The sequence below is a fragment of the Candidatus Electronema sp. TJ genome, assembly GCF_048287355.1.
Taxonomy (GTDB): Bacteria; Desulfobacterota; Desulfobulbia; order Desulfobulbales; family Desulfobulbaceae; genus Electronema.
Map to the genome: position 1 here is coordinate 1 of NZ_JBLWEP010000050.1, position 13776 is coordinate 13776.

A 13776-nucleotide genomic window follows, 5' to 3' on the forward strand; every position below is an offset into this window, starting at 1 on the left:
TTCCGCCTGGCTGCGAAAACAAAAGCCGCCCGCGAAGGCGGCTGGCTGCAATTCCTGCAAGAGTTCAAAACAGAGAAATCCTCAAAAAGCAGTGACAACCCAAATTGTTGCAGGTCGCAACTGGGGTTGAAAATAGGAGTCAACAGCAACATGGCAGCCCCTGTGTTGAGCGTGCCTTTGAAGCTGTCTGAATACAGGTTTTCTCGTCAGTCCAGCTGAACAGCGACTCAATTGGCTCCGTCCTTTATTTTCATGCCGTCGCATATGCGGGAAGCTTGGGATGCTTCCCCTCCTGCGGTCAAGCCGACAAAGGCAGCACTTCACCGGCCTGTCGCACAGGAATTATGGATTGTTTCTAATTCGTAACCCGCATTCATAACAGGCTCTACGTTTGAGCAGCAGTCAAAAAATCCTGTCGCCAAGAACATCGTCCTACATCGGCCAAGCCGGTTTCATCAGACTAATTCCGCCATCACTGCGTTGGCCAGCAGCAGCCCCTGATCAGTCAGGCGCAGATGGTCCTTCATGATTTCCAGCATGTTCAGTCTGACAAGCCGGGCCAGCGTTTCACCGTAATACACCTCGGCATCAATCCCAAAGCGGCAGCGCAAGTCCGCCAGAGACACGCCTGCGGTCATCCGCAGGCCGATGACCACGCTTTCCCGGAAAGCGGCTTCCGGCTCCAGCGTCTCCTTTTCCTGCCAGACTTCCTGCCCGCTCTCCATCCGGCGGCAGAATTTCTCCGCATCAGCAAGTGCCGTGCAGCGGGTGCCGTTAATGGAAGAAACTGCGCTCGGCCCAAGACCAATCCATTCACCGCTCCGCCAGTAATTGATGTTATGGCGGCATTCAAAGCCGGGCAGCGCGTAGTTGGAAATCTCATAACGCCGGAAACCGGCTTCTTCAGTCATCTGCTGCGTTGCCTCCAGCATCCGCAGCGCAGCATCCTCGTCTGGCAGCACTAATTGTCCACACTTCTGCTGCCGGGCAAAGGGCGTTCCGTCCTCAATGGTCAGCTCGTAGATGGAAAGATGCTGCGGTTCCAAGTCCAAAGCCTGCGCCAGCGTGTTCCGCCACGTTGACAGCGTCTGTTCTGGCAGGCCGAACATCAAGTCCAAGCCTATGCTGGTGAAGCCAGCCTCGCGGGCTAAGCGGACAGTCTGCGCCGCAGCGGCTACCGTGTGCGGGCGGCCCAAGCATCGCAGCTCGTTGTCTTGAAAAGACTGCGCACCGATGGACAGACGGTTGAAGCCCGCTTGCCGCAGGGTTTGCAAGGCGGGCAGATCAACCGTGGCCGGATTGACCTCAATTGAGATCTCAGCATCTTCGGCGCAGAAAAACTGCTGGCGGCATTCCGTCAGAAGTTGGCGCAGAGATTCTGGCGGCAGCATGGTTGGCGTTCCGCCGCCAAAGAAGATGCTGGTCAGCGGGCGTTCTTCATAGGAATACTGGCGCAGTTGCTGCGTGACAGAGGCAATATAGCGGTCAACGTTCTGTCGGCCCGGCAGCGAGTAAAAGCTGCAATAGGCGCACTTTTTCAGACAGAAAGGCACATGCAGATAAAGGCCGAGCTCGTCCATTCAGCCCAGCTTGGCACGCAGCGCGGCGCAGTCATTGCGGACCGCCTCCATCAGGCCGTTGTCGGCAAAGCTGAAGACCGTCTCGCCCGCGCCGATAATCAGGTGATCGAGCAGGTTGATGTTCATGAAGGAGCAGAGCAGGTGCAGCGTGCGGGTGAGCTGCTTGTCCTGCGCTGACGGCTCGCGGCTGCCGGAGGGATGGTTGTGGGCGATGACCAAGGCGGCGGCGTTGCGGCCCAGCGCGGCTTTGAGCAGTTCGCGGGGATAGACCGTGTTGACGTTGACCGTGCCTTCGGAGAGTATCTCGCTGTCAATCACCGCGTGGCTGGCATCAAGATACACGGCCATGAAGACCTCGCGCCGCAGGCCGCGCAGGGCATGGATGAGGTAGTCGGCAACCTCTTTGGACGAGGTGATGTAGTTCTTCCGCTGAATGCGCTGGCGCAGGTAGCGGCGGGCCACGCCTTGGATGAACTGGATGGCGAAGATGTTCTTCGGCCCCATGCCATGGACCTTTTCCAAGGCCGCAGGCGGCGCGTCCAGCACCTCAGGCAGGGTTTTGAAGCGTTCCAACGCTTCTCTGGCAGACTGCTTGCAGTCGCAGCGCGGTGTGCCGAAAGTCAGCAGCAGCTCGATGACCTCAACATCAGAAAGAGCATCAATGCCCTTTTCTTGGAAGCGGTCGCGCAGCCGCTGGCGGTGGCCTTCTGATGGGATTAAAGAATTTTGACTGTTCATTTGCCATCTCAAATAAATGCCATCACCGATGCGTTTAAGATTGAACGGGATGCAGGCGGCACGTCAAGCGTTCGGAGGAAAATGGAACAGCAAAGACAGGGAGTGAAGCTGTCTGCGTTCTCAGCGCGGACTATGCGGAGCTTCTTGCTTCCGCCTGCAACAAGAGGTTTCGCAGGTTGATTTGCCGCCCCGCACTGCCCGGCGCACATGGAGCCACTGCCGTGCCGATCAGCTCGGCCAACAAAATTGGCTTGATGTTGCGTTGCATGGGATGCTCCTTCGGATATTCTGCCTTGTCATGGACAAGAAGAGGACGCGGCGGCGGGCGGCGGTTGAACACAGCGGCGTGGAAAACAGAGGCAGGCTGTCGGCTTGCCTCTCTGCTTGCAGAAAAGATCACTCCCCGAAGCTGTCGGCGTAAAGCTGCTCGATGGCCGCCTTGCCTTCGTCGCTGAGGTAGCGGGTGCCGGAGCCGACATAGGTGTCGTAGGAGATTCTTGGTTTCTCCTCCGGCTGCCACGCGCCGTCTTTCCATGTGAACCAGCCTATGCGGCTCTGGTCATAGACATGCAGGGGTCGGTTGAAGAGTTTGGCCAGCTCCACGGCCCAGCCTGTGCCGCCTTTGACTGAATTGTCCTCCAGTATCGTGCCGATGACAAAGACCTGATGCCCCTTGTTGACCATGTGGAAAATGGCTTGCAGCACCCGGCGGATTTTCTCGGTCTCGTAGTAGGTGCGGTTCATCATCCGCGAGGCGATTTCCATGCTGATGTCGCCGCGCTGGAGGTCATCCTCGCTCAAGGCGATGGCGTTGCGGTCGCGGTTGAGACGGTGGCCTTCAAAGGTGAAGATGACCTCGCCAACTCCGTGCTGCTCGGCCAGTTCGCCAAACATGGTTTCCGCGCCTTTCAGGCCGCCATGATATAATGTGCATTCTGCCGCTTTCATGCAAATCACCTTGAATGAATATGAGATTTATGGGTTGCGCCGCAGGGGACAGGCGTGGTGTCTCGGTTCCGCCTTGCTGGCTTTGAAGAAGACCCGCCACGGGGCGGGATACCCCTCTATTGTACGCAGCGGGTTGGTTTTGTCAATAAAATCTTGATAGGATTCAAAAAGCATCCAGTCTGTCCGCCGCTGCTCCTCGCCGCTCATCGGATGCTGGCAGAAGCATTCAATCTCTGTGAATCCAGCCCTCAGCAGCCAGTTGCGCAGACAAGAAGGTGTGGGCACGAACCACGTTCCTGGCACCTTGGCATAGGTTTTCTCCGGGAACAGGGCCACCGGCTCCTCGCCGCTGATGGCCTGCGACTCCAGCAGCAGGCAGCCGCCCGGCTTGAGGGCGGTGTGCAGCTCGCGCAGCGCGTCAATGGGCGAAGGCCGGTGATAGAGGATGCCAAGGCAGAAAATCACGTCAAAGCAGTCTGGGAAGAGCGGCAGATGCTCGATGCCGAGCAGGTCAATGAAGAGATTCTCCAGCCCGGCAAAGCGGTTGAGGGCGGTGAAGGTGAAATAATGCTGGGCGTATGGCTCCAAGCCGAGCACCATGCGCGGCGCATGGGCGGCCATGCGGAACATGTAGTAGCCGTTGTTGCAGCCCACGTCAGCAATCACTTTGTCTTTCAGATCAGGCAGAGCGAGCAGGAGGCGGTTCCATTTGCGCCAGCTTTGCCATTCCGCATCTATATCAATCCCGAAGATGGAGAACGGCCCTTTCCGCCACGGCATGAAGTTCCGCAGCAAATGCATTGCCTGCTCATATTCGCTGTCGCTGAGGTCAGCGCGGCTGCCGATGCGCACCACGTCGCCGCTCAGGTCAAGGCTGGAGGCCCGCAGGCGTGCCGCAGCCTCCATCGGCTCCCGGTAGCGGAGAAAGCCCTTTTTCGGCTGCCTGATCCATGCCTGCTTCTCCTCGTGCAGGCGGCTGATGCTGTTCTTCAGGGCGGTGGGGAGATAGTTGAGATATGGGGGCTGGGGAGGATTCATGCGTCAGAAGGTTTGCAGTTTTGGCGGAAGGCCGTACATGCGTTGATACATGCCGTTTTTTTTGAGAATCAAAATACCCCCATTTTGGGAGTCAAAATGTACCCATTTTGGGAGTCAAAATACTCCCATTTTGAGAGTCAAAATGGTGCCCTTTTTATAGGGTGAAAGATATGCCGCCTGTTTAGACATCGAGGCTGGCTGGGCAGACCAGGTGGCGGCCCTCCTGATGGACAAAACGGCGGCGCAACAGATCGTGGAAAGCGGCAGAAGCCCTGACATCAAGTTTATGCGTTGCCTACAGCTTCGCCCGGAACATGAAATACACTGCCCCGATGAGGCAGAGGCCCGCCCAGAGGTAGTCCAGCCTCAGGGATTCCTTCAGGTAAAAGACCGAAAAGGGCAGGAAGACTGTCAGCGTGACCACCTCCTGAATAATCTTGAGCTGTCCCACGCTGAGGACGGTGTGGCCGATGCGGTTGGCCGGGACTTGCAGAAGGTATTCAAACAGGGCGATGCCCCAGCTGAACAGAGCGGCGGCGATCCATGGCTTGCTGTGCAGCTCCTTAAGATGGGCGTACCAGGCGAAGGTCATGAAGACATTGCTGCACGCCAGCAGGAGGATGGAGGTCAGGACTGGATTCATGGCGATGGCGCGGATTCTTTCTCTATGTTGGGCAGTATCCATCTGCGGAAAAGCAGCGGGGTGATCATTGTTGTCACCACGCCCATCAGGACAAGGGTGGAGAAGAGGCCCTGATTGATGAAGCCGCGCTCATAGGCGATGCTGGCGATGACCAGTTCCATCACCCCGCGCCCGTTGAGGATGATGCCGATGCCGAGGGCCTCAGCCTGCGGCAGCTGAATGATCAGGCCGCCGAGCCAGCCGGCCAGCACTTTTGAGACAATGGAGATTGCCAGCACGACAAAGACAAAGCCGAGCGGTCTGAGCGCGTCAATATCGAATTCCAAGCCCAGATAAGCAAAAAAGACTGGCCCCAGAAAGCCTTCGGTGAGCGAGCGCAGCGTGAGGTCCAGCTCATGGTAGCGCGAGGCGAGGAAGAACTTCCGGTCTATCAGCAGTGCGCCGAAGAATGCGCCGATGACGAAATGAAAGCCGAGCATCTCGCTGATCGAGCCGAAACCGAGCACAAAGAGGGCGAGTATGCCGAAGAGGGCCTCTCCGCCGACGATCTCGACTAATTTCTCCGAGACCTTCTCAATGTGTATGCCGCGCTTGGGCAGCTGCTCCAGCTGCCAGTTGAAACCGAGGATAAGCGCACCCAGCGCGACTAACTTCCAGCCCGTGCCGAAGACAGAAACCGCAATGGCCCGCAGAGAGGGCTGCTCCGGCAGGTTGAGAATCACTCCGAGCACCAGCAGGGCGGCCACGTCGTTGAATATGGCCGTGGCCACTGAATAACGGGCAATGTCGGAATTGAGCAGATTGAAGCTCTGGAGGATGCGCACAGTGACCGGCAAGGCAGTGATGGAGACACAGAGGCCGAGAAAGACGGTGCGCATCACATCAAGCTGAAAGGCTGCGCCAACAGCTGCGCCAGCGGCAAAGGGCAGGACAAAGCCGAGGATGGCAATGACGATGCCCCGGCTGAACAGAGCGTTGAAGACATCCTTGAAATTCATCTCCAGCCCGGCGGAGAGCACCACCAGAAAGACGGCGAACTCGGAGATGCTCGCCAGCGCGGCGTTGGCGTGGATCAGATTGAGTGCGCTCGGCCCCAGCAGCACTCCGGCCAGCATCTCCCCGACTATGGAAGGCTGGCCGTAGCGCTGAAAAATCTGTCCCAGCAGCCGCGCCGCGACGATCAGAATGAGCAGGCTGGTCAGCAGCGGCATCGCTTAACGCGGCTGCCAGAGCAGGAAGGCCTTAATGAACTGATCCAGCTCGCCATCTAACACAGCGTCCACATTGCCGACCTCCACGCCAGTGCGGTGGTCTTTGATCAGGCGGTAGGGCTGGAGGACATAGGAGCGTATCTGGCTGCCCCAGGCAATATCCTTCTTTTCCCCGTGCAGATTCTCCTGCGCCTGCAAGTTCTCCTGCTGCTGCTTGTCATAGAGCTTGGCCATCAGCATCTTCATCGCCATCTCCTTGTTGCGGAGTTGCGAACGCTCGTTCTGGCATTGCACGACAATATTCGTGGGCAGATGGGTGATGCGGATGGCCGAGTCGGTCTTGTTGACATGCTGGCCGCCTGCGCCGCTTGAGCGGTAGGTATCTATGCGCAAGTCTTTCTCGTTGATGTCTATCTCGATAGTGTCATCCAGTTCCGGCAGCACCATCACCGAGGCGAAGGAAGTGTGGCGACGGCCCGATGCGTCAAAGGGGGATATGCGCACCAAACGGTGGATGCCGACCTCGGAGCGGGTGTAACCGTAGGCGTTCTTGCCGCTGATCAGCACCGTGACCGACTTCACGCCCGCCTCATCGCCGGGCAGATAATCCAGAATGTCGGCCTTGAAACTGTGCAGCTCGGCCCAGCGCAGGTACATGCGCAACAACATGCTCACCCAATCCTGCGACTCAGTGCCGCCTGCGCCTGCATGAACGGTGAGCAGGGCGTTGCAGCTGTCGTGCTCGCCAACGAACATGCACTCCAGCTCCGTGGCCTCGACCTCCGCAGCCAGCCGCCCCAGCGAGGCTTCGACCTCGTTCAGGGCCTCCGCGTCGCCTTCCTCCACCGCCATGTCCAAGAGCAGCTCCGCCTCTTCAACATGCCGATAATGCAGCTCCCAGCCGCCGACCACATCTTGCAGCTGGCCGAGCTGCCGCTGCACTTTTTTGGCGTTGTGCTGATCGTTCCAGAAATCCGGCTCCAGCGACTCCGACTCCAAGCGTTCAATGTCCAGCTTTTTGCTGTCCAAGTCAAAGATGCTCCTTCAGCGCGAGCATCTTGTTTTTCAACGCCTGTATCTTCTGCCGCAGTTCCGCAGTCTCGGTCAAATCAGCCATTGTTTTGCATTCTCCTGAATTGTAGCGTAGTCATTTAATCCTGCCTGCCGAACATCTGCTCGTAGGCCTCATTGCGCATCTTCGCCATCCGTCTGACAGTGAAGTTGCGCTCTTCGTCCAGCTGGTGGCGGATGATGTATTCGTCCCGCAGCAGGGCCGCCACCTTGGCCGTGCTGAAACCGTCCGCAGTCTTGATCTTGCCGCTGGCTTTGCGCACTGAATACTGCCACGTGCCGTCGCCGCACTGGCTCACGCCGACATATTCTTTTTCTTTGCTCACCGCTTGCCACCTCCGCGCTTCCGCTGCTTTCTTGTCAGCCAACTATTTATGAGAAGAAATATTCCGCTGAGGGCAAGGCAGACATGACCGAACCAATGACCGCCTTTGACAAAGAAGGTCTGCTCCGTGAGCAGGGGAACCGATTCTGTCAGGGCGGCATCCTCGAACAGTGCTGACTCAGCAATGACAGCCCCGGTCGGCGCGACAAAGCCGCTGATGCCGGTGTTGGCAGCCCTCGCTACGCTGCGCCGGTTCTCCACCGCCCGCATCACAGTCATCGCCCAAGACTGATGCGGTGCGCTGGAACGCCCGTACCATGCGTCGTTGGTCAGATTGACCAACAGGTTGGCCCCTTGCGCGACAGTCTTCCGGGCGATTTCCGGGAAGATGGATTCAAAGCAGATCAGCGTTCCGGCCTTGATCTGTTCCGCCTCCATCGGATCCGAAGACGTTCCTGGTATGAAGTCGCCTATCAGCTCCACCAAGGGCTTGACAAACCAAAGATAATCGCGCAAGGGGACATATTCGCCAAAGGGCACCAGGTGCTGCTTGTTATATCTCTCTGTCAAACGGCCATCGGAATCCAGCATCAACGCGCTGTTGAAAAACTCCACCGGCCTCTTCTTTTCCGGCAGCACAGTGAAATAGGGTGCTCCGACCAGCATATGAACCCGCCGGTCGCGGGCGAAGCCGCGCACTTGGTGCATCAGCGTGTCCCGCGAAGGATAGAAAGGCAGGGCGGTCTCAGGCCAGACCAGCAGATCCATGGGGCGGTCACTGCGGAAATTCCGCTTGGAGAGAGCGAGGTACTTGCGCACCGTCTCTTCTTTGTGGGCCGGAGACCATTTCTCGCTTTGATCAATGTTGCCTTGCACCACGGTCACAACCGCCTGTCCGGCTGATGCTGCTGTCGCCTCGATCTGCCGCCAGCGGAACATGGAGTAGCCGCCGACGCAGTACAGCAGGAGGAAAACAGCCAGCGGGTACAGGGAATGCCGCCGCAGCTCCTTGGCGCGGCTGCGGTTCAGCATTCTGTCTGCAAGCCAGAAAATCAAGGCGTTGATTTGAACAACGCAGAACGTGACAAGATGATGTCCGCCCAAGTCGGCAGACTGGATCAGCAAAGGCTGCCGGTGCAGGCCGCAGCCGAGGTCCATCCACGGCAGGCCGGAGAAGAGAAACCCCTTCACCACATCAAGGCCGACCCAGAGCGCAGGCGCGGTCAGCAGAATGACAGAGGCGGAGCCTTGTCCCGGCCCGCCCGTCAGCCGCGAGATGGCCCAGCAGAAGAATCCCATGTACCCCGCCATGTATGCGGCCAAAAGGAGCATGGCCGCCGCCGCTACGGCGGCATGCATGCCGCCGTAATGGTTCAGGACAAAGACTATCCAGTACATCAGGCCGGCGTGATAGAGAATGCCACAGGCCATGCCCATGCAGACGCTCTGGGATGGAGACAGCTGCCGCGCCGCCCAGAGCAGCGGCAGCAAGGCGACAAAGAGCAGCGGCCACCAGCCGGTCAGGCCAGGCATGGCCAGCGTCAGCAGCAGGGCCGAAGCGGCGGGAGCGGCCAGCGTCAGGATTCTGTTCAGGGGCTTTTCGTCACTCATAGCTTGCGGATGCGCACAGTGCGTGCCCGGCGCGGGGTCGAGGTCAGCACTTTGAAGGTCAGGGGCTGGGCTGTCACGCTCTCGCCCTGTTTCGGCACCCGGTTGAGCAGATGGATGAGCAGGCCGCCCACCGACTCGTAGGGGCCGTCCGGCAGCAGGCAGTCAAAATGCCGCTCCACCGCCTCAATGTCAATCCGGGCATCCACGACCACAGTCTGGCGGTCCACCTCCAGCATCAGCTCCCGTCCGCCTTGGTCGTATTCGTCATCAATCTCGCCGACGATCTCCTCCAGCACATCTTCCAGCGTGACCAAGCCCCGGACGCTGCCAAACTCGTCGGTGACAATGGCCATGTGGTTCTTGCCGGACTGAAAATCGCGGAGCAGCTCGGTGACCGGCTTCGACTCCGCCACCAGCACCGGCGGGTTGAGCTGCTCTTCCAGCTTGGCCGGGCTGCCGCTGCTGAGGATGCGGAGCAGGTCTTTGGCGTGGACAATGCCGACGATGTTGTCCGGGCTGCCGCTGAAGAGCGGGATGCGGGTGTAGCCCTCGTTGCAGATCAGCTGGCTTATGTCTTCCACCGAGCTGCTGAGGTCAGCGGAGATGATTTCCGCTGCCGGGGTCATGACTTCCGAGGCCACCGTGGCGCGGAAGCTGAAGATGGAGTTGATGAGCTGCTCTTCGTGGCTGCTGATCAGGCCGTGCTCTTCACCGTCCTCCAGCAGCTCCTGTATCTCATGCTCCAGCTCCTGAGCTGTGTCCGGCGCGGCGCGGAACAAGGGCCGCAGCCGCTGCCAGAAAGACTTTACCCTCGTTTCCCCCTCGTTCTCGCTCATGTTCCTGCGCTCATCCTCCAGATGCCGAACATATATCTGCTTCTGTCGTCCCAGCCATTATAGCATGAGCGGCGCGGCCAAGCGAGAGAATCCGCCGCCTGCTCAGGGCACGATCTTCGTCATCTGGGCAATCTTGCCGATGGCGACAAAGTTGTCTCCCTCTTGGAACAGCTCGTCAGCCTTGGGGATGTACTCATACTTTTTGCTGCCGTTCCGACGCACAGCAATGATCTGGATGCCGAAGCTGTTGGGCAGGTTCAGCTCGATCAGGCTCTTGCCTGCCCAGCGTTTGACAGTGAACTCCTTCACCGCCATGGAACGGTCAAAGGAAAGATACTCAATAAAGCCGGGCATGGCAATACGGCTGGCGATCTGCTTGGCGGCCATGAACTCCGGGATCACCACTTCGTCCGCGCCGATCTTGTGGAGCAGCTTCTCGTGGTCTTTGTTGATTGCCTTCACCCAGACCTTGGGCACGCCCAGCTCCTTCAGATACATGGTGATCATCACGCTGGCGGCGATGGAGTCGCCGACGCTGACTAAGACGTGCTCCAAGTCCTGAATGCGGATCTGCTCCAGCGCCTCGCGGCTCATCGCGTCGGTGAGGAAGACTTGGGTGAGAATGTGCTGCGCGTTCTTGACCTTGTCCGGGTCAGTCTCTATGCCTAAGACCTCATGGCCAAGGCTGACCAGGGTCTGACCGAACTTGAGGCCGAATTTGCCCAAGCCTATGATGCCGATTTGCAGTTTCATGATGCTCCGGGTTCAACCAATAGACAGCTTCTCTTCAGGACGGGAGTAGAGCAGCTTGGTGCCGAAGGACTGCACCGAGCCGAGCAGCACCAGCGGGCCAAGCCTGCCAATGAACATCAGGCAGATGATGATCACTTTGCCGCCGGGCGAGAGCTTGGGGGTGAGATCCGCGCTCAGGCCGACTGTGCCAAAGGCCGAGACCGCCTCGAAGAGCAGCTCAAGAAAGCGGCCCTGCGTCTGCTGATGCGAGAGTTCGCCGCCTTCGGTGAAGTTGAGGACAATGACGCTGAAGAAGAGCAAGGCGACTGAGAAGAAAAGCAGGGTCAAGGCACTGTTGACCGACTCGCTGTCCACCGCGTACTTGCCCAGCGTCACCTGATGCCGACCTCTGAGCTGGGCCATGATGAACGAGTGCAAGACCCGGAAGGTGGTCACTTTGATTCCGCCTGCGCAGGAGCCGGGCGCGCCGCCGATGAACATGAGCAGGATCATGAAGAGCAGCGAAGCATCGGTCATGGCGGCAATGTTCAGGGTGTTGAAGCCCGCTGTCCGGCAGGTGACGGATTGGAAGAGCGAGGCCAGCACGGCCTCGCTGGCAGGGAGATAGGGCTTACGAACGACGAATTCCGCCACATAAAGAGACACTGCGCCAGCGGCGATAAGGAAGAGCGAGGTCTTGAGCACGAGGCTGTTGTACCATTCGTCTTTCCACACGGCTCTTCGGCTGCGCAGGCGTGCGCAGGCAAAGGACGAGCTTTCAATAATCACAGAGAAACCAAGGCCGCCAAGCACGATCAAGGCCATGATCGTCAGGTTGACCGGCCAGTTGTCTTGATAACGGATAAAGTTGTCTGGATGCAGAGCGAATCCGGCGTTGCAGAAGGCTGAGACCGCGTGGAACAGGGCGTAGAAAGGCGAGAAGGTCTGCGGGTCGCTGATGAACAGGAGCACCGCGCCGCAGAGTTCGATCAGCAGGGTGAGAGCGAAGACTTGGATGAGGAATCTGCCAAGATGAAAGTTGGCGTTGTTGAGTATGCTCTGGCCGACCGCGATCTTGTCCGTCAGAGAGACCCGTTTCTTCCACAAGTACAAGGCCAAGGTCGAGAAGGTCATGATGCCAAGCCCTCCGCCCTGAATCAGCAGCATGAGGATGACTTGCCCGGCGCGGCTGTAGGCTGTGCCGGTGTCAACCACTGCCAGGCCGGTGACGCAGACGGCTGAGGTCGAGGTGAAGAGCGCGTCAAGGAAGGAGACCCGGCCCGCGCCGCAGCTGAAGGGCGCGTGCAGCAGCACCGCGCCGAGCAGGATGGCGGCGGCGAAGAACAGCACCGGCAGCGAGATGGGGGTGAGAATCCTTTTCAGTCTTCTGCGCAGGCTCATGCGTGTCTGCTTGGTCAGCGGTGGAAAATACAGGAGTCATAGGTATGACACTCTCAGTACCATATGTTTGGAACTCTCAGTACCATATGGTTGGAACTCTCAGTACCATATGGTTGGAACTCTCAGTACCATACGGTTGGAACTCTCGGTACCATATGTTTGGAACTCTCAGTACCATACGGTTGGAACTCTCAGTACCATATGGTTGGAACTCTCGGTACCATACGGTTGCAACTCTCAGTACCATATGGTTGGTACCTGCCGAGTCATATATATGACTCATTGTCGGCCAGCTTGTCAGAAAAGCTCTGATCATAGCAAAAAAGACGCTTGCAGGAAAGATTTTTTCTGCTATAGCTGGAGCAGTGTGAAATGTTTCTCCTGCAACCTTTGCGTCTGCCCTCCTCATTCTAGGACGAACCCCTGCTTGCCTGATGCCATTGGTTGACCTGACGAAGAAGGAATTGAGGAACGGTAAGGCCGGTTCGCGAACCGGCCCTACGATGATCATCCGCCGCGCTCCTTGGCTGCTGCCAGTCTCCAGCCCGCCTGTTGCGGACGGCGGCATTGCTGTGCAGGCAGGACGCATAGCAGCGGTCGGCCCTTTCCGCGAAGTGAGGCGGAGCTGGCCCGGTGCGCAGGTGATTGAGCACCCGGACTGTGTGCTGCTCCCCGGCCTGATCAACGCCCATGCGCACCTTGAGCTGTCGCATCTTAGCCAGCTTGGGCAGCAGCCTGCGCCGCCCTCTTTTCCCGCTTGGATAGAAAGACTGTTGGCAGCACGCAGCCAAGCCTCCGCCGATGATGCGGCCATTCTTCAGGCAGCGCGGCAGGCACTGGCGCAGCAGCAGGCTGAAGGGGTTGCCGTCCTTGCCGACATCTCTAACAGCGGCCTGACCAGCCAGCTTCTTGCAGCGGAGTTCAGCACCAGGCTGCTGGTCTTCAAGGAATATCTCAGCCTGCGCACAGACAGCGCGGAGGCAGCCCTGCTCCGCCTTCAGCAGGAAAGTGACAAGCAGCCCTGCACCGGCCATGCGCTGTATTCAACCCATCCTCTCTTGCTGCGCGGCCTGAAAGCGCGGGCGAGGCGGCTTGGCCACATCTTTCCCATCCACACCGCAGAGTCAACAGCGGAAATAGAGCTGCTGCTCAGCGGTCAAGGCGAGCTGCGCGTCTTTCTTGAGCAGCGGGGCGCATGGGATGGCACGTTCCAGCCCATGCGCAAAGCAGGCGGGGCTGTTCATTATCTGCATCAACACGGTCTCTTGGACAGCCGCACGCTCTGCGTTCACTGCGTGCATATAGATAAGGAGGAAATTGCCTTGCTCGCCGCGTCAGGCGCAAAGGTCTGCCTCTGTCCGGGCAGCAACCGCAGCTTGGGCGTTGGTAAGGCTCCGCTGGCCAGCCTGCTGCGGCAGGGCATCCTGCCAGCCATTGGCACAGACAGCTTGGCCAGCAACCCGCAGCTGTCTGTCTGGCGGGAACTGCGCCTGCTGGCGGAGGAGCAGCCAAGCGTTCCGCCGGAGACGTTACTGGCTATGGCCACGCTGGGCGGGGCAGCGGCTTTGGGCTTGGACAAAGCACTTGGCAGCTTGGAGGCAGGCAAGGAGGCTCTCATCCTGACAGCAGCGATGGAGCGGGT

The 13776-nt window shown here is 58.8% G+C and carries 15 protein-coding genes; 2 read left to right on the plus strand and 13 right to left on the minus strand.

Features of this window, described 5'->3' with window-relative positions; translation table 11 throughout:
• Window positions 1-219: hypothetical protein (locus tag ACNKID_RS05490; RefSeq protein ID WP_417912429.1), on the plus strand; the 219-nt coding region annotated here is incomplete at its 5' end.
• 236 nt (window positions 220-455) lie between these two features.
• Here the strand turns inward: ACNKID_RS05490 and hemW are convergent.
• The 13 genes from hemW to ACNKID_RS05555 form a co-directional block, all read right to left on the minus strand.
• On the minus strand, window positions 456-1580 hold the full coding sequence (gene hemW / locus ACNKID_RS05495) for a radical SAM family heme chaperone HemW (protein ID WP_417912430.1): 1125 nt from the start codon (window positions 1578-1580) through the stop codon (window positions 456-458).
• Window positions 1581-2318 (minus strand): RadC family protein, encoded by a 738-nt coding sequence (radC, locus tag ACNKID_RS05500; RefSeq protein ID WP_417912431.1) that lies wholly within the window; start codon window positions 2316-2318, stop codon window positions 1581-1583.
• A gap of 130 nt (window positions 2319-2448) precedes the next feature.
• The gene (locus ACNKID_RS05505) at window positions 2449-2586 is read right to left on the minus strand and encodes a hypothetical protein (protein WP_417912432.1); all 138 of its coding nucleotides are present in this window, start codon (window positions 2584-2586) and stop codon (window positions 2449-2451) included.
• 128 nt (window positions 2587-2714) lie between these two features.
• Window positions 2715-3266, minus strand: a complete 552-nt coding sequence (locus ACNKID_RS05510) for a hypothetical protein (protein ID WP_417912433.1) — start codon at window positions 3264-3266, stop codon at window positions 2715-2717.
• Between the two features lie 27 nt (window positions 3267-3293).
• Window positions 3294-4304 (minus strand): tRNA 5-methoxyuridine(34)/uridine 5-oxyacetic acid(34) synthase CmoB, encoded by a 1011-nt coding sequence (cmoB, locus tag ACNKID_RS05515; protein WP_417912434.1) that lies wholly within the window; start codon window positions 4302-4304, stop codon window positions 3294-3296.
• A gap of 295 nt (window positions 4305-4599) precedes the next feature.
• A complete protein-coding gene (locus ACNKID_RS05520; RefSeq protein ID WP_417912435.1) occupies window positions 4600-4947 on the minus strand; it encodes a DMT family protein in 348 nt (115 codons plus the stop codon).
• On the minus strand, window positions 4944-6158 hold the full coding sequence (locus tag ACNKID_RS05525; protein ID WP_417912436.1) for a cation:proton antiporter: 1215 nt from the start codon (window positions 6156-6158) through the stop codon (window positions 4944-4946). Before ACNKID_RS05525 ends, ACNKID_RS05520 begins: the two co-directional genes overlap by 4 nt.
• Window positions 6159-6161: 3 nt before the next feature.
• Window positions 6162-7275, minus strand: a protein-coding gene (prfB, locus tag ACNKID_RS05530) for a peptide chain release factor 2 (protein WP_417912437.1) whose coding sequence is annotated in 2 segments (ribosomal slippage) — window positions 6162-7190 and window positions 7192-7275 — 1113 coding nt in all. Because the reading frame shifts where the segments join, the coding sequence is not laid out codon by codon here.
• Window positions 7276-7309: 34 nt separating this feature from the next.
• Window positions 7310-7555, minus strand: coding sequence for a hypothetical protein (locus ACNKID_RS05535; protein ID WP_417912438.1), 246 nt, complete (start codon window positions 7553-7555; stop codon window positions 7310-7312).
• Complete coding sequence (gene lnt / locus ACNKID_RS05540; RefSeq protein ID WP_417912439.1) at window positions 7552-9165, minus strand: apolipoprotein N-acyltransferase; 1614 nt, start codon at window positions 9163-9165, stop codon at window positions 7552-7554. Before lnt ends, ACNKID_RS05535 begins: the two co-directional genes overlap by 4 nt.
• Window positions 9162-10001: a hemolysin family protein gene (locus ACNKID_RS05545; RefSeq protein ID WP_417912440.1), complete on the minus strand. Its 840-nt coding sequence runs from the start codon at window positions 9999-10001 to the stop codon at window positions 9162-9164. Before ACNKID_RS05545 ends, lnt begins: the two co-directional genes overlap by 4 nt.
• A gap of 102 nt (window positions 10002-10103) precedes the next feature.
• On the minus strand, window positions 10104-10754 hold the full coding sequence (locus ACNKID_RS05550) for a potassium channel family protein (protein ID WP_417912441.1): 651 nt from the start codon (window positions 10752-10754) through the stop codon (window positions 10104-10106).
• A 12-nt stretch (window positions 10755-10766) separates the two neighbouring features.
• The gene (locus ACNKID_RS05555; RefSeq protein WP_417912442.1) at window positions 10767-12134 is read right to left on the minus strand and encodes a TrkH family potassium uptake protein; all 1368 of its coding nucleotides are present in this window, start codon (window positions 12132-12134) and stop codon (window positions 10767-10769) included.
• A gap of 503 nt (window positions 12135-12637) precedes the next feature.
• On the opposite strand from ACNKID_RS05555, the gene ACNKID_RS05560 reads away from it, so the two are divergent.
• Window positions 12638-13776: amidohydrolase family protein (locus tag ACNKID_RS05560; RefSeq protein ID WP_417912443.1), on the plus strand; the 1139-nt coding region annotated here is incomplete at its 3' end.